The organism is Streptomyces sp. NPDC001606 (assembly GCF_053596835.1).
This window is the reverse complement of the sequence record NZ_JBSFHC010000023.1, coordinates 21713-44022: the sequence shown is the minus strand read 5'-3', so window position 1 is coordinate 44022 and position 22310 is coordinate 21713. Positions and strand designations below refer to the sequence as shown.

21 protein-coding genes are annotated in these 22310 nt (G+C 69.9%); 17 read left to right on the top strand and 4 right to left on the bottom strand.

Going from position 1 to position 22310, the window contains the following annotated elements; translation table 11 throughout:
* The first annotated feature begins 6 nt into the window (after positions 1 to 6).
* Together ACWCV9_RS32120 and ACWCV9_RS32115 are read left to right on the top strand one after the other, a co-directional pair.
* Positions 7 to 612 carry a hypothetical protein gene (locus tag ACWCV9_RS32120; RefSeq protein ID WP_450791850.1) on the top strand — a complete coding sequence of 202 codons (606 nt, stop codon included), beginning with the start codon at positions 7 to 9 and terminating at the stop codon, positions 610 to 612.
* Positions 613 to 684: 72 nt separating this feature from the next.
* Entirely contained in the window at positions 685 to 1380 is a 696-nt protein-coding gene (locus ACWCV9_RS32115) for a demethylmenaquinone methyltransferase (RefSeq protein WP_450791848.1), read from the top strand.
* Between the two features lie 35 nt (positions 1381 to 1415).
* Here ACWCV9_RS32115 and ACWCV9_RS32110 read toward each other — a convergent pair whose 3' ends face one another.
* Positions 1416 to 1718 (bottom strand): PASTA domain-containing protein, encoded by a 303-nt coding sequence (locus tag ACWCV9_RS32110; protein WP_450791847.1) that lies wholly within the window; start codon positions 1716 to 1718, stop codon positions 1416 to 1418.
* A 115-nt stretch (positions 1719 to 1833) separates the two neighbouring features.
* Positions 1834 to 2376, bottom strand: coding sequence for a GNAT family N-acetyltransferase (locus ACWCV9_RS32105; protein WP_450791845.1), 543 nt, complete (start codon positions 2374 to 2376; stop codon positions 1834 to 1836).
* A 97-nt stretch (positions 2377 to 2473) separates the two neighbouring features.
* Here ACWCV9_RS32105 and ACWCV9_RS32100 point away from each other — a divergent pair, with 97 nt between their 5' ends.
* Entirely contained in the window at positions 2474 to 3766 is a 1293-nt protein-coding gene (locus tag ACWCV9_RS32100; RefSeq protein ID WP_450791843.1) for a geranylgeranyl reductase family protein, read from the top strand.
* Positions 3767 to 3770: 4 nt separating this feature from the next.
* Here ACWCV9_RS32100 and def read toward each other — a convergent pair whose 3' ends face one another.
* Together def and ACWCV9_RS32090 are read right to left on the bottom strand one after the other, a co-directional pair.
* Positions 3771 to 4400 (bottom strand): peptide deformylase, encoded by a 630-nt coding sequence (gene def, locus ACWCV9_RS32095; RefSeq protein ID WP_450791842.1) that lies wholly within the window; start codon positions 4398 to 4400, stop codon positions 3771 to 3773.
* Between the two features lie 163 nt (positions 4401 to 4563).
* Positions 4564 to 5388, bottom strand: coding sequence for a C40 family peptidase (locus ACWCV9_RS32090; protein ID WP_385841845.1), 825 nt, complete (start codon positions 5386 to 5388; stop codon positions 4564 to 4566).
* Between the two features lie 742 nt (positions 5389 to 6130).
* Here ACWCV9_RS32090 and ACWCV9_RS32085 point away from each other — a divergent pair.
* From ACWCV9_RS32085 to nuoN, 14 genes are read left to right on the top strand one after another with little or no spacing between them, the layout of a single operon-like run.
* Positions 6131 to 6490 carry an NADH-quinone oxidoreductase subunit A gene (locus ACWCV9_RS32085; protein WP_053654533.1) on the top strand — a complete coding sequence of 120 codons (360 nt, stop codon included), beginning with the start codon at positions 6131 to 6133 and terminating at the stop codon, positions 6488 to 6490.
* Positions 6491 to 6504: 14 nt separating this feature from the next.
* Positions 6505 to 7059: a NuoB/complex I 20 kDa subunit family protein gene (locus ACWCV9_RS32080; protein ID WP_385841844.1), complete on the top strand. Its 555-nt coding sequence runs from the start codon at positions 6505 to 6507 to the stop codon at positions 7057 to 7059.
* Positions 7056 to 7829 carry an NADH-quinone oxidoreductase subunit C gene (locus ACWCV9_RS32075; protein ID WP_450791839.1) on the top strand — a complete coding sequence of 258 codons (774 nt, stop codon included), beginning with the start codon at positions 7056 to 7058 and terminating at the stop codon, positions 7827 to 7829. Before ACWCV9_RS32080 ends, ACWCV9_RS32075 begins: the two co-directional genes overlap by 4 nt.
* Positions 7826 to 9154, top strand: a complete 1329-nt coding sequence (locus ACWCV9_RS32070) for an NADH-quinone oxidoreductase subunit D (RefSeq protein WP_450791837.1) — start codon at positions 7826 to 7828, stop codon at positions 9152 to 9154. The genes ACWCV9_RS32075 and ACWCV9_RS32070 overlap by 4 nt, the downstream gene beginning before the upstream one ends.
* Positions 9151 to 10017, top strand: coding sequence for an NADH-quinone oxidoreductase subunit NuoE (nuoE, locus tag ACWCV9_RS32065; RefSeq protein WP_450791835.1), 867 nt, complete (start codon positions 9151 to 9153; stop codon positions 10015 to 10017). Before ACWCV9_RS32070 ends, nuoE begins: the two co-directional genes overlap by 4 nt.
* The gene (nuoF, locus tag ACWCV9_RS32060; RefSeq protein ID WP_385841840.1) at positions 10017 to 11363 is read left to right on the top strand and encodes an NADH-quinone oxidoreductase subunit NuoF; all 1347 of its coding nucleotides are present in this window, start codon (positions 10017 to 10019) and stop codon (positions 11361 to 11363) included. Before nuoE ends, nuoF begins: the two co-directional genes overlap by 1 nt.
* Complete coding sequence (locus tag ACWCV9_RS32055) at positions 11360 to 13888, top strand: NADH-quinone oxidoreductase subunit G (RefSeq protein ID WP_450791833.1); 2529 nt, start codon at positions 11360 to 11362, stop codon at positions 13886 to 13888. The genes nuoF and ACWCV9_RS32055 overlap by 4 nt, the downstream gene beginning before the upstream one ends.
* Positions 13885 to 15255, top strand: a complete 1371-nt coding sequence (nuoH, locus tag ACWCV9_RS32050) for an NADH-quinone oxidoreductase subunit NuoH (RefSeq protein WP_450791831.1) — start codon at positions 13885 to 13887, stop codon at positions 15253 to 15255. Before ACWCV9_RS32055 ends, nuoH begins: the two co-directional genes overlap by 4 nt.
* Positions 15248 to 15859: an NADH-quinone oxidoreductase subunit NuoI gene (nuoI, locus tag ACWCV9_RS32045; protein WP_450791830.1), complete on the top strand. Its 612-nt coding sequence runs from the start codon at positions 15248 to 15250 to the stop codon at positions 15857 to 15859. Before nuoH ends, nuoI begins: the two co-directional genes overlap by 8 nt.
* Positions 15856 to 16698, top strand: coding sequence for an NADH-quinone oxidoreductase subunit J (locus ACWCV9_RS32040; protein ID WP_450791828.1), 843 nt, complete (start codon positions 15856 to 15858; stop codon positions 16696 to 16698). Before nuoI ends, ACWCV9_RS32040 begins: the two co-directional genes overlap by 4 nt.
* Positions 16695 to 16994 (top strand): NADH-quinone oxidoreductase subunit NuoK, encoded by a 300-nt coding sequence (gene nuoK / locus ACWCV9_RS32035; protein WP_385841835.1) that lies wholly within the window; start codon positions 16695 to 16697, stop codon positions 16992 to 16994. Before ACWCV9_RS32040 ends, nuoK begins: the two co-directional genes overlap by 4 nt.
* A gap of 15 nt (positions 16995 to 17009) precedes the next feature.
* Positions 17010 to 18956, top strand: a complete 1947-nt coding sequence (nuoL, locus tag ACWCV9_RS32030) for an NADH-quinone oxidoreductase subunit L (protein ID WP_450791826.1) — start codon at positions 17010 to 17012, stop codon at positions 18954 to 18956.
* Between the two features lie 5 nt (positions 18957 to 18961).
* A complete protein-coding gene (locus ACWCV9_RS32025; protein ID WP_450791824.1) occupies positions 18962 to 20533 on the top strand; it encodes an NADH-quinone oxidoreductase subunit M in 1572 nt (523 codons plus the stop codon).
* A complete protein-coding gene (nuoN, locus tag ACWCV9_RS32020) occupies positions 20530 to 22179 on the top strand; it encodes an NADH-quinone oxidoreductase subunit NuoN (RefSeq protein WP_450791822.1) in 1650 nt (549 codons plus the stop codon). The genes ACWCV9_RS32025 and nuoN overlap by 4 nt, the downstream gene beginning before the upstream one ends.
* The last annotated feature ends 131 nt before the right edge of the window (positions 22180 to 22310 follow it).

The following is a 22310-nucleotide window of genomic DNA, read 5'->3' as shown; positions in this document are numbered from 1 at the left end:
CGCGCCGTGCTGACGATCCACGCCGACTCCAGGGGCCGGGCCCTCGCCGTCGAGGGCGAGCTGATCGCGGCCGCCGGCACCCTGGAGGAGCTGGCCGGGGCGTACCCCCGCGCGCGGGTGCGCCAGTGGCCCGGCATCCTCACTCCCGGGCTCGTCAACACGCACGGCACCGAACTGCTGGAGCAGGCGTACCACCCGGACCCCCGGGAGGCCGACGAGCTGGGCACCGAGCCGCTGACCGGCGCCGCCCTCGCCGCGCTCGCGCTCGACGACGCCCGCTGGGGTGCCAGTGCCCGGCGCGGGGCGCAGCGCATGCTGGCCCACGGCACGGTCGCGGCGGCCTGCGCGGAGCTGACCAACCGCGCGGTGCGGGACGCCGTACGGCGCACCGGACTGGTGCTGGCCGGCCGCGCCGCCCGCCCGCCCGGTGCGCCGTCCCTCGACCCGTTCGCCACCGGTGCGCCCGCGGTGTTCGCCCCGGCGCCCGGCCCCGGCTCGGCGGCCCGCTTCGCCGTCTTCGACGTCCCCGACGAGACGGAACTGCCCGCACGGGGCGCCGCCACCTGTGTGGCGACCGTGCTGTCGGGCCGCCTGCTGTTCCGCCGCCGCTGAGCCGGCGCGCGCCCGGACACACCACCCCAAGCCCCCGCTCCTTCCCGGCGGGCGGGCTGCAACAATGGCCGGGTGACCCGCGCATCCCTGGACAAGCAGCCGCACGAAGTCGCCTCGATGTTCGACAACGTGGCGGACCGGTACGACCTGACCAACGACGTGCTGTCCCTGGGACAGGACCGGCGCTGGCGCAAGGAGGTGGCGAAGGCGGTCGACGCCCGCCCCGCGCAGAAGATCCTCGACCTCGCCGCGGGCACCGCGACCTCCTCGCTGCCCTTCGCCCGCACCGGCGCGTACGTCGTCCCCTGCGACTTCTCGATCGGCATGCTCCAGGTCGGCAAGCGCAGGCACACCTGGCTGCCGTTCACGGCCGGTGACGCGACCAGGCTGCCGTTCAAGGACGACACCTTCGACGCGGTGACGATCTCCTTCGGGCTGCGCAACGTCCAGGACTTCGACGCGGCGCTGCGCGAGATGTACCGGGTGACCAGGCCCGGCGGCCGGGTCGTGATCTGCGAGTTCTCGCAGCCGACGTGGGCGCCCTTCCGGACCGTCTACACCGAGTACCTGATGCGGGCGCTGCCGCCGGTCGCGCGCGCGGTCTCCTCCAACCCGGACGCCTACGTCTATCTCGCCGAGTCCATCCGCGCCTGGCCCGACCAGCCCGCCCTCGCCGAGCGGCTGCGCAAGGCGGGCTGGTCCAAGGTGGCCTGGCGCAATCTGACCGGCGGCGTGGTCGCGCTGCACCGCGGCTTCAAGGGCGACTGACCGGTCGCACGACCGGTCGATGGCCGGCCGGCCGACTACCGGTTGACCGCCTCGAAGGCGTCTCCGGGCTCGTCCAGTTCGCGCTGGAGCCCGCCCGTGGGCGGCTGTGGGATGCGTGGCTCGCGCACGCCCCCGCCGCCCTCGCCCTCACCGAAGTCGAACCACACGTACACCATCGAGTCCGGCGGCACCTCGGCCCCGGGCTGCGGATACTGGCGTACGACGTAGTCGACGACGGTGCGGTGGAAGTCCGGGCGGTCCGGCGCGTTGAGGAAGAGACCCCGCGTCCGGGCGGTCTCTCGCGCGTCCACGGCCATCAGACCGACCAGCCGTGGCACACGTACTTCGGGTGTTTTGGGTGGTATAGGCACAGATGTCACCCCCAGCGGTACTGGAAGGGTAACTCCCGGGCGGCACGGCTGGAAGGCGCCGGTGTCGGTCCGTGACAGACGGCTACTCTGCGTGCGTGAGGGGGAAGTCGGAAGCAGGTTTCAGAGGGAGACGGAAGCAGAGCGTCTGCTCGTCCAGGGTCGGATGCGGATAGGTCTCCGCCGGCCGCATGCCGAGCCGCCGGGCCACCGCGATCGACCGCTCGTTGCCCGGCCGGACCAGCGCCACCACCTCCGGCACCCCGGCCGCCCGCACCCGCTCCAGCGTCTCGCGCGCGGCCGCGGTGACATACCCCTTGCCCCAGTGCGCCCGGCCGAGCCGCCAGCCGATCTCTATCTCGCCGACCGGGCCCCAGCGCGGCCGCCAGGGCTGGGCGCCGGTGAACCCGATGACCTCGCCCGCCTCGTCCAGCAGCGTCCAGAGGCAGAAGCCGAGTTCGGCGTCGTGCCGCCGCTGGCGCGCGGTGAGTTCCTCGTAGACCGACAGGGCCGCCGGTCTGCCGCCGTAGAACTCCATGACCTCGGGATCGTCGAAGACCCGGTGCCAGGCGACCGCGTCCTCGTGAGTGGGAACGCGCAGCCGTACCGCGGGGAGAGGTCGGTTCACAACGCAGCCCTTCAGCCGGGTGATCAATTCTGCTGAATAGACTGCCCATGTCCAGTGCCGGTCGGCACGCAGATTTCGAACTTGGGGAGATCCCGCCGTGACCGTCGTGAAGGAGCCCCTCTCCGAGCACACCGCCGATGTGATCGTCGTCGGCGCGGGGCCGGCCGGCTCCACGACCGCCTACCACCTCGCCAAGGCGGGTCTCGACGTCCTGCTCCTGGAGAAGACCGAGTTCCCCCGCGAGAAGGTGTGCGGCGACGGCCTCACCCCGCGCGCGGTCAAGCAGCTCGTCGCCATGGGCATCGACATCTCCGAGGAGGCCGGCTGGCTGCGCAACAAGGGCCTGCGCATCATCGGCGGCGGCGTCCGCCTCCAGCTGGACTGGCCGGATCTCGCCTCCTTCCCCAACTACGGCCTGGTCCGCAAGCGTGACGACTTCGACGAGCAGCTCGCCCGCAACGCCCAGAAGGCGGGGGCGCGGCTGTACGAGCGCTGCAATGTCAGCGGCCCCGTCGTCGACGACCGCACCGGCCGCATCACCGGCGTCACCGCCAAGCTCGGCGAGGAGAAGCGCGAGGTCACCTTCCGCGCGCCGCTCGTGGTCGCCGCCGACGGCAACTCCACCCGGCTGTCCCTGGCGATGGGGCTGCACCGCCGCGAGGACCGCCCGATGGGCGTCGCCGTGCGGACGTACTTCGAGAGCCCCCGCCACGAGGACGACTACCTGGAGTCCTGGCTGGAGCTGTGGGACCGCCGCGGCGCCGAGGACCGGCTGCTGCCCGGCTACGGCTGGATCTTCGGCATGGGCGACGGCACCTCCAACGTGGGGCTCGGGGTGCTCAACACCTCCGCCTCCTTCAAGGAGCTGGACTGGCGCGAGATCCTCAAGGCCTGGTGCGCCTCCATGCCCGCGGACTGGGGCTACACCCCGGAGAACATGACCGGCCCGATCCGCGGCGCGGCCCTGCCCATGGCCTTCAACCGCCAGCCGCACTACACGCGCGGGCTGCTGCTCGTCGGTGACGCCGGCGGCCTGGTGAACCCCTTCAACGGCGAGGGCATCGCCTACGCCATGGAGTCCGGCCAGATCGCCGCCGACGTCATCGTCCAGGCCCACGCGCGGGCCACGCCCGCACAGCGCGAGATCGCCCTCCAGCGCTACCCGCGCGTCCTCAAGGACACCTACGGCGGCTACTACACCCTCGGCCGCGCCTTCGTGAAGCTCATCGGCAACCCGAAGGTCATGCAGATCGCCGCCCAGCGCGGCCTGACCCACCCGCTGCTGATGAAGTTCACGCTGAAGCTCCTGGCGAACCTCACCGACCCCACGGGCGGCGACGCGATGGACCGCATCATCAACGGCCTGAGCAAGGTGGCCCCGAAGGCCTGAACAGTCAGCTGCTCAGGCTCAGCTCCTCGGCCCTGGCGGCCCGGCGGGCGAACACCTCGTCCCGCCGGTCCGCCATCTGCCGAAGCGCGTCCTTCTTCTCCCGCCGGGAGAGCCGGTCCAGATAGACATGCCCCTGGGTGTGGTCGGTCTCATGGGCGAGGCAGCGCGCGAAATACCCCGTTCCCTCGATGGCGACCGGATTGCCGTCCTTGTCCTGCCCGCGTACGACGGCCCGGTCCGGCCGGGGTACGTCCATCACGGCACCGGGCACCGACAGGCATCCCTCGCCCTCGTCCAGCAGCCGCCGGCCGCTCAAGGGCGTCTCCAGCACCGGATTGACGATGTGTCCGACATGCCGGACTCCCTCGTCATCGGGGCAGTCGTACACGAAAAGCCGCAGATCGACCCCGACCTGGTTCGCCGCGAGCCCCGCCCCTTCGGCGACATACATGGTCCGGAACATGTCGTCGATCAGGGCGGCGAGATCGGGCCCGAACTCCGTGACGTCCCGGCACGGCCGGTGCAGCACCTCCTCGCCGACCTCGGTGATCCGGCGCACCGCGCCGCGCCCGGCCTCGGGGGCGTAGCGGGGGTAGGAGCCGACGGGGCTTCCCTGTACGAACACGCGTGGCATCGCACGCTCTCCTTCGCTCGTGACGGACCGCCGGACGGCGGCCCAGCCAGAGCATGGCAGGCGGGGAGGGCGTGTGTCGCCGGTCTGCGCGCGTAGGGCCGCTGCCTACGAGCGGCTGCGGCCCTACGGGTGCGAGGGGCTGTGCGAGAGGTGCGGGGTGCGCTCAGAGCACCCGCACGGCGCCGGTCGGCTGGTCGTAGGACAGCGGGTGCTCCACGACGCCGTCGGAGGGGTTCTGGGCGCCGACGAACATGCCGTCGCCGACGTACACCGCCACGTGGTACGCGCTGCCCGCGGGGCCCCAGTACAGGATGTCGCCCGGCTGGAGGTTGCTCAGCGAGACCTGGGTGCCGGCGGTCGACTGGTCCTGGGAGACCCGCGGCAGGCTGATGCCGACCTGCTTGAAGGCCGTCTGCACCAGGCCGGAGCAGTCGTAGGCGGACGGGCCGGTGGCGCCGGAGACGTACGCCTTGCCCAGCTGCGCCTTCACGAAGCTGACGACGGCCGCGGCCGAGCCGGTGGCCGTGGAGGTGCTGGTGGTGGTCGTCGTGGTGCTGGTGGAGCCGGAGTCCGCCGTGGTGTTGAGGGTCGTCCGCTGCGTGCTGCGCGTGGCGCGGGCGGCGGCCTCCTTACGGGCCTCCTCCTCGGCCTTCTTCTTGGCAGCGGCCTTCTTCTTGGCCTCGGCGAGGTCCGAGTTGGCCTGCTTCGCGGCCTTTGCGGCAGCCGCGTCCCGCTCGGCATCCAGCTGGTAGTTCGCGGCGGCCTGCTGGGTGGCGTCCGCGGACTGGGCCGCCTGAGCGGCCAGATCGGCCGTCAGGGTGGGCAGTTCAAGGGTCTGCGTCACCGGCTCGGACGCGTTCGCCGAGCCGGACGCCCCGGCGACTGCCAGGGTGCTGAGGACGCCACCGGCAACTCCGGCCCGCATCGCGAGGGTCGACGCGTTGCGGCGGGGCTTCCGGTGGCTGCGTATGTGAGCGGTGTGGGACATGGGAACAACCGGTACCAGGGGCTCCTTCATATCTTCAAGAAACGTGTGCTGCGCCACAGTTACTCAACCGAGCCCCCGAATCCCGGGCGTGTCGCTCTTTATTGACGCCGTAACGGACATAGCGGACCTCGATGATCAAGCCGTTGATCACGGTCTTTGATCATTACGTCCGGATTGCCCCCCGCCTACCACTGGTTGGGGTCGATGGCCAAGCCCGGTTCTCAGCCGCCTCTCATCGGTGTGGCGGAGGTCACGGAACGGTCACCGGAAGCCGGGCGTCCATCGCGCGCGGGTGCTCGTGAACGCGTGCACGCACTCACCGCTCGTCCACATCCGGCCCCCGCCCTACCACTGATGTGTGAACGGGGTCCACTATCAAGATCCATCGCCCAGCGCGAATTTGCATGCAGGCGAACTTTCTTGATATTGAGGCACACCCTCCGGCCTGCGGCGACAAGCGAAAATGTCACTTCTCGTGATCAACTGAACGCTTCGAGTATGAAGATCACCCATCATCCGACTTGATGATCCTTCGTCAGGTGGCAGAGATCACAAAGCTTGTGGAATACCCCGTGTCGCAGATCACAGAGCGGCGGGCATAAGATGCGAGGCAGTTGGGCTTGTGACCTGCTTCACATGTTCTCGATCTTCGGCCCGGGACGAGCGGGACCTGTGGGACCGGTGAGGCGGAAGTGAGCCCAGTGCAACCGCAGTCAGCGCCGACTGAGAGGAGCGAGGAGCGGTGAACGCGTATGCGCCCATCCTCGTACTGGGAGCCCTCGGGGCAGGCTTTGCGATCTTCTCCGTGGTCATGGCCACGCTGATCGGTCCGAAGCGGTACAACCGCGCCAAGCTCGATGCCTACGAGTGCGGTATCGAGCCGACCCCCACGCCGGCCGGCGGCGGGCGCTTCCCCATCAAGTACTACCTGACGGCGATGCTCTTCATCGTCTTCGACATCGAGATCGTCTTCCTCTACCCCTGGGCCGTCACCTTCGACGCCCTGGGGATTTTCGGGCTCGTGGAGATGCTGCTCTTCGTGCTCACCGTCTTCGTCGCCTACGCGTACGTATGGCGGCGCGGCGGCCTGGAATGGGACTGAGGGGCCTAACTGACATGGGACTCGAAGAAAAGCTGCCGAGCGGATTCCTGCTGAGCACCGTCGAACAGGCCGCGGGATGGGTGCGCAAGGCGTCCGTCTTCCCCGCCACCTTCGGCCTCGCCTGCTGCGCCTTCGAGCTGATGGCGACCGGCGCAGGCAGGTACGACCTGGCACGGTTCGGCATGGAGGTCTTCCGCGGCTCGCCGCGCCAGGCCGACCTGATGATCGTCGCAGGCCGGGTCAGCCAGAAGATGGCCCCCGTCCTGCGGCAGATCTACGACCAGATGCCCAACCCCAAGTGGGTGATCTCCATGGGCGTCTGCGCCTCCTCGGGCGGCATGTTCAACAACTACGCGATCGTGCAGGGCGTCGACCACATCGTGCCCGTCGACATCTACCTGCCCGGCTGCCCGCCGCGCCCCGAGATGCTGATGGACGCGATCCTCAAGCTGCACCACAAGATCCAGACCTCGAAGCTCGGGGTCAACGCGGAGGAAGCGGCTCGCGAGGCCGAGGAAGCGGCGCTCAAGGCCCTGCCCACGATCGAGATGAAGGGGCTGCTGCGGTGAGCGACGCCAACGGCACCCACGGCGCGAACGGGTCCGCGAACGGGGTGAACCCCGAGAAGGACCTCTCCGCCTCCAACCTTCCCGGTCAGCGCGGCCAGGGCGGCGAGGAGATCCGCGTCCAGCGCGGCATGTTCGGCGCGAACAACGGCGGCGACACCTCCGGCTACGGCGGTCTGGTCCGCTCGGTCCGGCTCCCGGGACCGGCGGTCCGCCCCTACGGCGGCCCCGGCGGCGCCTTCGACGAGATCGCCGACGAGCTGGAGGGCGCCCTGGAGGAACAGGGCCTCCTCCCGGACAACGTCATCGAGAAGACGGTCGTCGACCGGGGCGAGCTGACCTTCCACATCGAACGCGAGCACCTGCTCCGCGTCGCCCAGACCCTGCGCGACGACCCCGCCCTGCGCTTCGAACTGTGCACCGGCGTCAGCGGCGTCCACTACCCGCACGACAAGGGACGCGAGCTGCACGCCGTCTACCACCTGCGCTCGATCACCCACAACCGGCTGATCCGCCTCGAAGTCAGCTGTCCCGACAGCGACCCGCACGTCCCGTCGCTGGTCTCCGTCTATCCGACGAACGACTGGCACGAGCGCGAGACCTACGACTTCTTCGGGATCGTCTTCGACGGCCACCCCGCCCTCACCCGGATCCTCATGCCGGACGACTGGCAGGGCCACCCGCAGCGCAAGGACTACCCCCTCGGCGGCATCCCCGTCGAGTACAAGGGCGCCCAGATCCCGGCTCCGGACCAGCGGAGGTCGTACTCGTGAGCAGCAGCACCCCCTCAGCAGCCGCCCGGGAAACCACCGAGGGCACCGTCTACACGGTCACCGGTGGCGACTGGGACGAGGTCGTCCGGTCCGCGGCCCGCGCCGACGACGAACGCATCGTCGTCAACATGGGTCCCCAGCACCCGTCCACCCATGGAGTGCTCCGCCTGATCCTGGAGATCGAGGGCGAGACGGTCACCGAGGCCCGCTGCGGCGTCGGCTACCTGCACACCGGTATCGAGAAGAACCTCGAGTACCGCACATGGACGCAGGGCACCACGTACGTGACGCGCATGGACTACCTGACGTCCTTCTTCAACGAGACCGCCTACTGTCTCGCCGTCGAGAAGCTTCTCGGCATCGAGGACGAGATCACCGAGCGCGCCAAGATCATCCGAGTGCTCCTGATGGAGCTGAACCGGATGTCCTCCCACCTGGTCGCCATCGCCACCGGCGGCATGGAGCTGGGCGCCACCACGATCATGATCTACGGGTTCCGTGATCGTGAAATGATTCTCGACCTCTTCGAGCTGATCACCGGCCTGCGGATGAACCACGCGTACATCCGCCCCGGCGGACTCGCCCAGGACCTGCCGCCCGGCGCGGTGGACCAGATCCGCGAGTTCGTGAAGAAGATGAAGAAGAACTTCCCGGAGTACGACAAGCTCGCCACCGGGAACCCCATCTTCAAGGGCCGCATGCAGGACATCGCCTATCTCGACCTGACCGGCTGCATGTCCCTCGGCGTCACCGGCCCCATCCTGCGCTCCGCCGGCCTGCCGCACGACCTGCGCAAGACCCAGCCGTACTGCGGCTACGAGACCTACGACTTCGACATCCCGACCGCCGACACCTGCGACGCCTACGGCCGCTTCCTGATCCGCCTGGAGGAGATGCGCCAGTCGCTCAGGATCGTCGAGCAGTGCCTGGACCGGCTCCAGCCCGGACCGGTCATGGTCGCCGACAAGAAGATCGCCTGGCCCGCCCAGCTCGCCCTGGGACCCGACGGGCTCGGCAACTCCCTCGACCACATCAAGAAGATCATGGGCACCTCCATGGAGGCCCTGATCCACCACTTCAAGCTGGTCACCGAGGGCTTCCGCGTCCCGCCGGGACAGGCGTACGTGGCCGTCGAGTCACCCAAGGGCGAACTGGGAGCGCATGTCGTCTCCGACGGCGGCACCCGCCCCTACCGGGTCCACTTCCGCGACCCGTCCTTCGCCAACCTTCAGGCACTGGCGGCGATGTGCGAGGGCGGCCAGGTGGCCGACGTCATCGTCGTCATTGCGTCCATCGACCCCGTGCTGGGAGGCGTCGACCGGTGAACACCTCTTCTACGGAGCGGGGCGTCGGCCTGGGCATGCCCGAGCTGCCCGCGCCCCCCTACCCGGACGACGCCCGGGCCCGGCTGGAGGCGGACGCGCGCGAGGTGATCGCGCGCTACCCGAACTCCCGGTCCGCGCTGCTGCCGCTGCTGCACCTCGTGCAGTCGGAGGAGGGGCACGTCACGCGCACCGGGATGCGGTTCTGCGCGGACATGCTGGGCCTGACCACCGCCGAGGTCACCGCGGTCGCCACCTTCTACACCATGTACCGGCGCAAGCCCTCCGGCGACTACCAGGTCGGCGTGTGCACCAACACGCTGTGCGCGGTGATGGGCGGTGACGCGATCTTCGAGACCCTCCAGGACTACCTGGGCGTCGGCAACGGCGAGACCACCGACGACGGCCTGGTCACCCTGGAGCACATCGAGTGCAACGCGGCCTGCGACTACGCGCCGGTCGTGATGGTCAACTGGGAGTTCTTCGACAACCAGACCCCGGCGAGCGCCAAGCGCCTGGTCGACGACCTGCGCGCGGGCCGGCCGGTGGAGCCCACGCGCGGGGCGCGGCTGTGCACCTTCAAGGAGACCGCGCGGATCCTGGCCGGCTTCCCCGACGAGCGGCCCGGGGCCGTCGAGGAGAGCGGCAGTGCGGGACCCGCGTCGCTGGTGGGCCTTCGCCTGGCAAGGGGAGAGGCCGCACCCGCGCGCGTGGTCCATCCGCGCGGAGGTCCGCAGGAGGTGCCGCAGGACACGGTGCACGAGCCGTCGCCGTCCGAGCACCTCAGTTCCCATGACGCGCCGCTTCGGACATCGGCCTCCGATCCTGCCCACCCGGCAGGGCCTGCCACCGAGGAGGGGGAGTGATGACCGTGGTACCCGAACTCAAGGACACCAGCCCCGAGAAGCTGCTCGCACCCGTGCTGTCGGCCTTCTGGGACGAGGACCGGTCCTGGACCCTGGACGTCTACCAAAGGCACGAGGGGTACGAGGGGCTCCGCAAGGCGCTCGCCATGTCACCGGACGACGTGATCGCGTACGTCAAGGAGTCCGGGCTGCGAGGCCGCGGCGGCGCGGGATTCCCGACCGGAATGAAGTGGCAGTTCATTCCTCAGGGTGATGGAAAACCGCACTATCTAGTTGTCAACGCCGACGAGTCGGAGCCCGGGACCTGCAAGGACATCCCGCTCCTCTTCGCGAACCCGCACAGCCTCATCGAGGGCATTGTGATCGCGTGCTATGCCATCAGGTCGTCGCATGCCTTCATCTATCTGCGGGGTGAAGTGGTCCCCGTTCTGCGGCGGTTGCACGAGGCCGTGCGCGAGGCCTACGCGGCGGGCTATCTCGGCGAGAACATCCTGGGCAGCGGGCTCGACCTCACTCTCACCGTGCACGCCGGCGCCGGGGCGTACATCTGCGGTGAGGAGACCGCACTGCTCGACTCGCTCGAGGGCCGCCGTGGCCAACCGCGGCTGCGTCCCCCCTTCCCTGCGGTGGAAGGCCTCTATGCCTGTCCGACTGTAGTGAACAACGTCGAGTCGATCGCGTCGGTTCCCGCCATCATGAAAAACGGGAAAGACTGGTTCAGGTCGATGGGCAGCGAGAAGTCCCCGGGCTTCACGCTCTACTCGCTCAGCGGCCATGTCGCCAGCCCCGGCCAGTACGAGGCCCCGCTCGGCATCACGCTCCGCCAGCTCCTCGACATGAGCGGCGGGATGCGGCCCGGACACCGGCTGAAGTTCTGGACCCCGGGCGGTTCCTCCACGCCGATGTTCACCGACGAGCACCTCGACGTCCCCCTCGACTACGAAGGGGTGGGCGCCGCGGGTTCCATGCTCGGCACCAAGGCCTTGCAGTGCTTCGACGAGACGACCTGCGTGGTGCGGGCGGTGACCCGCTGGACCGAGTTCTACGCCCACGAGTCCTGCGGCAAGTGCACCCCCTGCCGCGAAGGGACGTACTGGCTGGTGCAGTTGCTCCGGGACATCGAGGCCGGCAAGGGCGCCATGGCCGACCTCGACAAGCTCGCCGACATCGCCGACAACATCAACGGCAAGTCCTTCTGCGCCCTCGGCGACGGCGCCGCGTCCCCCATCTTCTCCTCGCTGAAGTACTTCCGTGAGGAGTACGAGCAGCACATCACGGGCCGGGGCTGCCCCTTCGACCCGGCCAAGTCGACGGCCTGGGCGGACCGCCCGGAGGTGAACGCATGACCGTGACCACGAGCGCCCCCGCGGGGGGCGGAGAGGCGGCGGTCCCGCCGGAAGACCTCGTCACGCTGACGATCGACGGCATCGAGATCAGCGTGCCCAAGGGCACCCTGGTCATCCGGGCCGCCGAGCAGCTCGGCATCGAGATCCCCCGCTTCTGCGACCACCCCCTCCTGGACCCGGCCGGCGCCTGCCGGCAGTGCATCGTGGAGGTCGAGGGCCAGCGCAAGCCGATGGCGTCCTGCACCATCACCTGCACCGACGGCATGGTGGTGAAGACCCAGCTCACCTCGCCGGTGGCCGAGAAGGCCCAGCACGGTGTGATGGAGCTGCTCCTCATCAACCACCCGCTGGACTGCCCGGTCTGCGACAAGGGCGGCGAGTGCCCGCTCCAGAACCAGGCCATGTCGCACGGCAACGCCGAGTCCCGCTTCGAAGGCCGCAAGCGGACGTACGAGAAGCCCGTACCTATCTCCACCCAGGTGCTGCTCGACCGCGAGCGGTGCGTGCTGTGCGCCCGCTGCACCCGCTTCTCCCACCAGATCGCCGGCGACCCGATGATCGAGCTGGTCGAGCGGGGCGCGCTGCAACAGGTCGGCACCGGCGAGGGCGACCCGTTCGAGTCGTACTTCTCCGGCAACACCATCCAGATCTGCCCGGTCGGCGCGCTCACCTCGGCGGCCTACCGGTTCCGCTCCCGCCCCTTCGACCTCGTCTCCTCGCACTCGGTGTGCGAACACTGCGCGGGCGGCTGCGCCGTGCGCACCGACCACCGGCGCGGCAAGGTGATGCGGCGGCTCGCGACCCCGGACCCCGAGGTCAACGAGGAGTGGGTGTGCGACAAGGGGCGCTTCGCGTTCCGCTACGCACAGCTCAAGGACCGCCTCGACACCCCACTCGTCCGCAACGCCGACGGGGTACTGGAGCCCGCCTCCTGGCCCGAGGCCCTGGACGTGGCCGCGCGGGGCCTGACCGCCGCCCGCTCCCGGGCCGGCGTCCTCATCGGCGGCCGGCTGACCGTCGAGGACGCCTACGCGTACAGCAAGTTCGCGCGCGTGGCGCTCGACACCAACGACATCGACTTCCGCGCGCGCGTGCACAGCGGCGAGGAAGCCGACTTCCTGGCCGCCCGGGTGGCCGGCCGCGGCCGTGACCTCGACGGTACGGGTGTCACGTACACGGCGCTGGAGCAGGCGCCCGGCGTCCTGCTGGTCGGCTTCGAGTCGGAGGAGGAGGCCCCCGGCGTCTTCCTGCGGCTGCGCAAGGCCTGGCGCAAGCGCGGGCAGCGGGTGTTCGCGCTGGCCACGCACGCGACCCGGGGCCTGGAGAAGGCGGGCGGCACCCTGCTGCCGGCCGCTCCCGGCACCGAGACCGAGTGGCTGGACGCGCTCGCGGGCGGCGTCGGCCTGGAGGAGCCGGGCACCCGTGCCGCCGAGGCGCTGCGCGCCGAGGGCGCCGTCATCGTCGTGGGCGAGCGGCTGGCCGCCGTGGCCGGCGGGCTCACCGCCGCCGTACGCGCCGCCACGGCGACCGGCGCCCAGCTGGTGTGGATCCCGCGCCGGGCCGGTGAGCGCGGAGCGATCGAGGTGGGCGCGCTGCCCTCGCTGCTGCCGGGCGGCCGTCCGGCGACCGACCCGCGCGCGCGGGAGCAGGTCGCCGCCGCCTGGGGACTCGCCGAACTCCCGCTGCGCTACGGCCGCGACACCCACCACATCATCGAGGCCGCCGCGACCGGCGAACTGTCGGCCCTCGTGGTCGCGGGCGTCGAGGTCGCGGACCTGCCCGACCCGGCACGCGCGCGTGAGGCGCTGCGCAGCGTCGGCTTCCTGGTCTCGCTGGAGCTGCGGCCCAGCGAGGTCACCGAGCACGCCGACGTCGTCCTGCCGGTCGCCGCGGTCGCCGAGAAGGCGGGCACCTTCCTCAACTGGGAGGGCCGCGTGCGCTTCTTCGAGGCGGCGCTGAAGCCCGAGCAGATGACCCGCCGCCTGGCGCCGACCGACACGCGCGTGCTGCACATGCTCGCCGACGCCATGGACCGTGCCGAAGGCGCCGACGGACGCTGCCGGCTGGGCCTGCCCGATCTGCGCAGCACCCGCGCGGAGATCGACCGGCTCGGCTCCTGGGACGGCGCCCGGGCCACCGATCCCCTGGAGGTGGCGGGCGTGCTGCCCCGGCCGGCCGCCGGCGAGGCGGTGCTCGCCGGGCACCGGCTCCTGCTCGACCAGGGCGTCCTCCAGGAGGGCGACGAGGCGCTCGCCGGCACCCGGCACGCCGCACGCGCACGCGTGTCGGCCGCGACGGCCGCCGAAGCCGGTGTGCGGGACGGCGAGACCCTCGTGGTCACCGGCCCGGCCGGCCGCGTCGAACTGCCGCTGCTGATCACCGAGATGCCCGACCGGGTGGTCTGGCTCCCGCTGAACTCCGCCGGTTCCGGCGTCGCCTCCGACACCGGGGCGCGGCCCGGCTCCCTCGTCCGTATCGGCCCGGCGGCAGTCGCCGGAGAGGCCCCTGAGGAGGTGGAGGCATGAGCCCGTACCTCGCTGTTGAAGACCTCTCGATGTTCGGCCACGACCCGTGGTGGCTGGTCGTCGTCAAGGCCGTCTTCTGCTTCGCCTTCCTGATGGTGACCGTGCTGTTCTCCATCGTCTGGGAACGCAAGGTCGTCGCCTGGATGCAGCTGCGCATCGGCCCCAACCGGCACGGGCCCTGGGGCATGCTCCAGTCGCTCGCCGACGGCGTGAAGCTGATGCTCAAGGAAGACGTCATCGTCAAGCGCGCGGACAAGGTGGTGTACGTCCTCGCGCCGATCGTCGCGGCCATCCCGGCCTTCATGGCGATCGCGGTGATCCCCTTCGGGCCGGCCGACAACGAGATCTCGGTCTTCGGCCAGCGCACCACGATGCAGCTCACCGACCTGCCGATCGCGATGCTCTACATCCTCGCGGTCGCCTCCGTCGGCATCTACGGCATCGTGCTCGCGGGCTGGAGCTCCGGATCCACCTATCCGCTCCTCGGCGGCCTGCGCTCCTGCGCGCAGATGATCTCGTACGAGATCGCCATGGGCGCCGCGTTCGCGTCCGTGTTCCTCTACTCGGGGTCGATGTCGACGTCCCGGATCGTGGAGCAGCAGCACGACCGCTGGTACATCCTGCTGCTGCCGGTCTCCTTCATCCTCTACATCGTCACCATGGTCGGCGAGACCAACCGCGCGCCCTTCGACATGCCGGAGTCCGAGGGCGACCTGGTCGGCGGCTTCAACACCGAGTACTCGTCGATCAAGTTCGCGATGTTCATGCTCGCCGAGTACGTCAACATGGTGACGGTCTCGGCCGTCTCGACCACCCTGTTCCTCGGCGGCTGGCGCGCGCCCTGGCCGATCAGCGGCTTCTGGGAGGGCGCGAACCACGGCTGGTGGCCGCTGCTCTGGTTCGTGATCAAGGTCCAGCTGCTGCTGTTCTTCTTCATCTGGCTGCGCGGCACGCTTCCGCGGGTCCGCTACGACCAGCTGATGAAGCTCGGCTGGAAGGTCCTCATCCCGGTCTCGGTGACCTGGCTGATGCTGGTCGCGACCGTACGGGCGCTGCGCAACGAGAACTACGACTTCGCCGACATCGCCCTGTACGTCGGCGGCGGCGTCCTCGCGCTGCTGCTGATCTCCTTCGTCGCCGACATGTTCCGGGCGAAGGCGCAGGCGGCCGAGGAGGTGGCCGCCGAGCCGGAATTCGACCCGATGGCGGGCGGGTTCCCCGTGCCGCCGCTGCCCGGACAGGAGCTGCCGCCGGTGCCCAGGCGGCGCCCCCGCCGCGAGCGGGAGCTGATTGTCAGTGGCGGGCCGGACACTGTCAGTGACGGAACTGTCGGATCTTCGCAGGGAAAGGAGGCGTCCGATGGCTGAGGAGCCCAAGGAGACCAAGCCCGGTTTCCTGAACCCCGTGGCCGGCTTCGGCGTGACCTTCAAGGCCATGTTCAAGAAGCGGCTGACCGAGCAGTACCCGGAGCAGAAGAAGACCACGGCTCCGCGGTTTCACGGACGGCACCAGCTCAACCGCCATCCGGACGGCCTGGAGAAGTGCGTCGGCTGCGAGCTGTGCGCCTGGGCCTGCCCCGCCGACGCCATCTATGTCGAAGGCGCCGACAACACCGACGAGGAGCGCTACTCGCCCGGCGAGCGGTACGGCCGCGTCTACCAGATCAACTACGCCCGCTGCATCCTGTGCGGCCTGTGCATCGAGGCGTGCCCCACGCGCGCGCTCACGATGACCAACGAGTTCGAACTGGCCGACTCCAGCCGCGCCAACCTCATCTACACCAAGGAGCAGCTGCTCGCCGGTCTCGAGGAGGGCATGGTCGACACCCCGCACGCGATCTTCCCGGGCACGGACGAACAGGACTACTACCGGGGCGTGGTCACCCAGGCCGCGCCCGGCACGGTCCGCCAGGTCGCCGTCTCCAAGGGGGAGACCGCCGAGGGCGCGGACACCGAGGAGGTGGAGGCATGAGCGCGCAGCTCGCCGCCTACTCCACCTCGACCGGCGAGGCCTTCCAGTTCTGGGTGCTCGGCACCGTCGCCGTGCTCGGCGCCCTGGGCACCGTCTTCATGAAGAAGGCCGTGCACAGCGCCCTGAGCCTGGCCGGCACCATGATCGTCCTGGCGGTGTTCTACCTCGCCAACGGCGCCTACTTCCTGGGCATCGTGCAGATCGTCGTCTACACCGGCGCGATCATGATGCTGTTCCTGTTCGTGGTGATGCTCGTCGGCGTCACGGCCGCCGACTCGCTGCGGGAGACCATCAAGGGCCAGCGCTGGCTGGCCCTGCTGTGCGGGACAGGCTTCGGCGTGCTGCTCCTGGCGGGCATCGGGAACGCCTCCCTGAAGGACTTCGACGGCGCCGGCAAGGCGAACGCGGGCGGGAACGTCGAGGGCCTCGCCTCCCTCATCTTCACCAAGTACGTCTTCGCGTTCGAGATCACCGGCGCCCTGCTGATCACGGCCGCCGTCGGCGCCATGGTGCTCACCCACCGCGAGCGCACCGAGCGCGCCCGCACCCAGCGCGAGCTGTCCGAACAGCGCGTCCGCGAGGGCACGCACGTCCCGCCGCTGCCCGCTCCCGGTGTCTACGCCCGGCACAACGCCGTGGACATCGCGGGCCTGCTCCCCGACGGCACCGCCTCCGAGCTGACCGTCAACCGGACCCTGCGCGAGCGCGGCCAGATCCGTGACGTGTCCGCGGAGGCGCTGGAGGACCTGAGGGCGCTGGAGCAGCGCGCGGAGGAACGCCTGGAGCGCAGGGCGGTCGAACCGGCGACGTTCAAGCGGTCCGAGGAGGCGTCGAAGTGAACCCGGTCAACTATCTCTACCTCGCCGCGGTGCTGTTCACGATCGGTGCGACCGGCGTCCTGATCCGGCGCAACGCCATCGTGGTCTTCATGTGCATCGAACTGATGCTGAACGCCTGCAACCTCGCGTTCGTCGTCTTCTCCCGGATGCACGGCAACCTCGACGGCCAGATCATCGCCTTCTTCACGATGGTCGTCGCCGCCGCGGAGGTCGTGGTGGGCCTCGCGATCATCGTGTCGCTGTTCCGCACCCGCCACTCGGCCTCGGTCGACGACGCCAGCCTGATGAAGCTGTAAGGGGTCGGAAGAATCGTGGAGAACCTGATCGCGCTGCTCATCGCGGCGCCCCTGCTCGGAGCGGCCGTCCTGCTGGTCGGCGGCCGGCGCCTGGACCGCGTCGGCCACTGGGTCGGCACGCTCCTGTCGGCCGTCTCCTTCGTGTTCGGCCTGGTCCTGTTCGCCGATCTGCTCGGCAGGAACGCCGAACACCGCACCCTCGTCAAGCACCTGTTCAGCTGGGTCCCGGTGGCCGGGTTCCAGGCGGACGCCACCCTCCGCCTGGACCAGCTGTCCATGACGTTCGTGCTGCTGATCACGGGTGTCGGCTCGCTGATCCACCTGTACTCGGTCGGGTACATGGAGCACGACGAGCGCCGCCGCCGTTTCTTCGGCTACCTGAACCTGTTCCTCGCGGCGATGCTCCTGCTGGTCCTCGCCGACAACTACCTGCTGCTGTACGTCGGCTGGGAGGGCGTCGGTCTCGCCTCCTACCTGCTGATCGGCTTCTGGCAGCACAAGCCGAGCGCTGCCACGGCAGCGAAGAAGGCCTTCCTGGTCAACCGGGTCGGCGACATGGGCCTGTCGATCGCGATCATGCTGATGTTCACCACCTTCGGCAGCTTCGCCTTCGGCCCGGTCCTCGGCCACGCCACCGACGCCTCCGAGGGCAAGCTGACCGCGATCGGCCTGATGCTGCTGCTCGCCGCCTGCGGCAAGTCCGCGCAGGTGCCGCTCCAGTCCTGGCTCGGCGACGCCATGGAGGGCCCGACCCCGGTCTCGGCCCTGATCCACGCGGCGACGATGGTCACCGCGGGCGTGTACCTCATCGTCCGCTCGGCAGCGATCTTCAACGCGGCCCCCGACGCCCAGCTGGCCGTCACCGTGGTCGGCGCGGTCACGCTGCTGTTCGGTGCGATCGTCGGTTGCGCCAAGGACGACATCAAGAAGGCGCTGGCCGGCTCGACCATGTCCCAGATCGGCTACATGGTCCTCGCCGCGGGCCTCGGCCCCATCGGCTACGTCTTCGCGATCATGCACCTGGTGACCCACGGCTTCTTCAAGGCCGGCCTCTTCCTCGGCGCCGGTTCGGTCATGCACGGCATGAACGACGAGGTCGACATGCGCCGTTACGGCGGCCTGCGGAAGTACATGCCGGTCACGTTCGTCACCTTCGGCCTCGGCTACCTCGCCATCATCGGCTTCCCGGGCCTGTCCGGCTTCTTCTCCAAGGACAAGATCATCGAGGCGGCCTTCGCCAAGGGCGGCACCGAGGGCTGGATCCTCGGCGGCGTGGCCCTGCTGGGCGCCGCCATCACCGCCTTCTACATGACGCGCGTGATGCTGATGACGTTCTTCGGAGAGGAGCGCTGGCGGAACCAGCCCACCCCGTCCCCGGCCGAGCCCAGCGTGGAACCGGCCGCCGAGACGCGCGGCGCGCACACGGAACCGCATCCGCACGAGTCCCCGAAGGTCATGACGATCCCGATGATCGTGCTGGCGTTCGGCTCGGTCTTCGGCGGTGCCTTCTTCAGCATCGGCGACCGCTTCCTGCACTGGCTGGAGCCGGTCACCGGGCACAGTGAGGGCCACTCCCCGGTGGGCGCCGCGACGGTCACCGGGGCCACCATGGTCTGCCTGGTCATCGGCGTCGGCATCGCCTGGGCCCAGTACGGCCGCAAGCCCGTCCCGGCCGTCGCCCCGCGCGGCTCCCTGCTCACCCGCGCGGCCCGCCGCGACCTGCTCCAGGACGACTTCAACCATGTGGTCCTGGTGCGCGGCGGCGAGCACCTGACGCGCTCCCTGGTGTATGTCGACCACACCCTGGTGGACGGTGTCGTCAACGGCACGGCGGCCGGCTTCGGCGGTCTGTCCGCACGGCTGCGCCGGCTCCAGAACGGCTTCGCCCGCTCCTACGCGGTCTCGATGTTCGGCGGCGCGGCCCTGCTGGTCGCCGCGACCCTGCTGATGAGGGCGGTCTGATACCGATGTCCTTTCCCCTGCTGACAGCGACGGCGGCGCTCCCGGCGCTCGGGGCCGTCGCCACGGCCGCCGTGCCGGCCGCGCGGCGCACCGCCGCCAAGTGGCTGGCGCTGCTCGTCTCGCTCGCCACGCTCGCCCTGGCGATCACCGTCCTGGTCCGCTTCGACCCGGGCGGCGCCCGCTACCAGCTCACCGAGTCCCACGCCTGGATCAAGGACTTCGGGGTCCGGTACGAGCTGGGCGTCGACGGCATCGCGGTCGCGCTGATCGCGCTGACCGCCCTGCTGATCCCCTTCATCGTCCTGGCCGGCTGGCACGACGCCGATCCGCTGGAGACGGGCAGCCGCCGCTGGCGGCCCACCCAGGGCTTCTTCGCGCTGATCCTCGCCGTCGAGGCGATGGTGGTCATCTCGTTCGAGGCCACGGACGTCTTCCTCTTCTACATCTTCTTCGAAGCGATGCTCATTCCGATGTACTTCCTCATCGGCGGCTTCGGGGACCGTGCGCACGAGCACGGGGAGGAGGCGGCCTCGCGGCAGCGGTCGTACGCCGCGGTGAAGTTCCTGCTCTACAACCTGGTCGGCGGCCTGATCATGCTGGCCGCGGTGATCGGCCTCTACGTGGTCGCCGGGAACTTCTCCCTCCAGGAGATCGCCCACGCGCGCGCGAACGGCACGCTGCACATGGCGACCGGCACCGAACGCTGGCTGTTCCTCGGCTTCTTCTTCGCCTTCGCGGTGAAGGCGCCGCTGTGGCCGCTGCACACCTGGCTGCCCAACGCCATGCAGGAGTCCACCGCCCCGGTCGCCGTCCTCATCACCGCGGTCGTCGACAAGGTGGGCACCTTCGCGATGCTCCGCTTCTGCCTCCAGCTGTTCCCCGCGGCCAGCAAGTGGGCGACGCCCGTGATCCTCGTACTGGCGCTGATCAGCATCGTCTACGGCGCGCTGCTCGCCGTCGGCCAGCGGGACATCAAGCGTCTGGTGGCGTACGCGTCGATCTCCCACTTCGGCTTCATCATCCTGGGCATCTTCGCGATGACCAGCCAGGGCCAGTCCGGCGCCACCCTGTACATGGTCAACCACGGCATCTCCACGGCCGCGCTGATGCTCGTCGCCGGCTTCCTGATCTCCCGGCGCGGCTCGCGGCTCATCGCCGACTACGGCGGAGTGCAGAAGGTCGCCCCGGTGCTCGCCGGCACCTTCCTGATCGGCGGCCTCGCCACGCTCTCGCTGCCCGGTCTCGCACCGTTCGTGAGTGAGTTCCTGGTCCTGGTCGGCACCTTCACGCGCTACCCGGCGATCGGCATCATCGCCACCTTCGGCATCGTCCTCGCCGCCCTCTACACCCTGGTGCTGTACCAGCGGACGATGACCGGCCCGGTGAAGCCCGAGGTGTCGGCGATGCCCGACCTGCGGGTGCGGGAACTCGTGGTCGTCGCCCCGCTGATCGTGCTGCTGATCTTCCTCGGCGTCTACCCGAAGCCCGTCACGGACATCGTCAACCCCGCGGTCCAGCAGACCATGTCCGACGTACACAAGACCGACCCCAAGCCCTCGGTGGAGGCGGCCAAGTGAGCGCAACAGCCGTCCACAGCCTGTGGACAACCGCGGCCGACCCGATCGCCAAGATCCCGGCGCCGAAGATCGAATACGGACAATTGTCGCCGACTCTGATCGTCATCGGCGCCGCGCTCGTCGGCGTGCTGATCGAAGCGTTCGTCCCGCGCAGATCCCGCTACTACGCCCAGCTGTTCGTCTCCGTCGTGGCGCTGTGCGCCGCGTTCGCCGCGGTGGTCGGGCTGGCGGCCGACGGCTACGGCACCACGAAGGCGCACATCGCCGCCATGGGGGCGATCGCGGTCGACGGCCCGGCCCTCTTCCTCCAGGGCACGATCCTGCTGGCCGCTCTGGTCGCCCTGTTCACCTTCGCCGAGCGGCGCCTGGACCCGGCCGCGCACGGCAACCGCGTCGACTCCTTCGCCGCCCAGGCCGCATCCGTGCCCGGCAGCGACAGCGAGCAGGCCGCGGTCAAGGCCGGGTTCACCACCACCGAGGTGTTCCCGCTGCTCCTCTTCGCGGTCGGCGGCATGCTGGTCTTCCCCTCGGCCAACGACCTGCTGACCCTGTTCGTGGCCCTGGAGGTCTTCTCCCTGCCGCTGTACCTGCTGTGCGCGCTGGCCCGCCGCAAGCGGCTGATGTCGCAGGAGGCCGCGGTCAAGTACTTCCTGCTCGGCGCGTTCGCCTCCGCCTTCACCCTGTTCGGCATCGCCCTGCTCTACGGCTACGCGGGCTCCGTGTCGTACGCGCGGATCGCCCAGGTCGTCGACGGCACGGTCACCGACGTCGACCCGGCCCTCGCCAACACCATGGGCAACGACGCGCTGCTGCTGGTCGGCGCCGCGATGATCGTGATGGGGCTGCTGTTCAAGGTGGGCGCGGTGCCGTTCCACATGTGGACGCCCGACGTCTACCAGGGCGCCCCGACCCCGGTGACCGGCTTCATGGCGGCGGCGACCAAGGTGGCCGCGTTCGGCGCCCTGCTCCGCCTGCTGTACGTCGTCCTGCCCGGCATGCGCTGGGACTGGCGGCCGGTGATGTGGGCGGTGGCCATCATCACCATGCTGGGCGGCGCGATCGTCGCGATCACCCAGACCGACATCAAGCGACTGCTGGCGTACTCGTCCATCGCGCACGCCGGATTCATCCTCGCGGGTGTCATCGCCACGTCGAAGGAGGGCGTCTCCTCGGTCCTCTTCTACCTGGCCGGCTACTCGTTCGTGACGATCGGCGCGTTCGCCGTGGTCACCCTGGTCCGCGACGCGGGCGGCGAGGCCACCCACCTGTCCAAGTGGGCGGGGCTCGGCCGCCGCTCGCCGCTGGTCGCGGCCGTGTTCGCGGTGTTCCTGCTGGCCTTCGCCGGTATCCCGCTGACCTCCGGGTTCTCGGGGAAGTTCGCCGTGTTCAAGGCGGCGGCGGACGGCGGCGCGGTCCCGCTGGTGGTGATCGGTGTGATCTCCTCGGCGATCGCGGCGTTCTTCTACATCCGGGTGATCGTGCTCATGTTCTTCAGCGAACCGCGGCCCGAGGGCCCGACCGTGGCCGTGCCGTCGCCGCTGACCACGCTGGCGATCGGGGTCGGCGTCGCGGTCACGCTGGTCCTGGGTGTGGCACCCCAGTACTTCCTGGACCTGGCGGGCCAGGCCGGGGTGTTCGTGCGCTGACCCTGCCCACCGGACCGGCCGCTGCCCGGCTCCCTCTTCCCCGAGGGCGCCGGGCAGCGGGACTGTCCGCTTCCTGGCGCAGTGACGAGCGACACCGCACCGGATCCGACCGAGCCTGTGGATAACTTCGG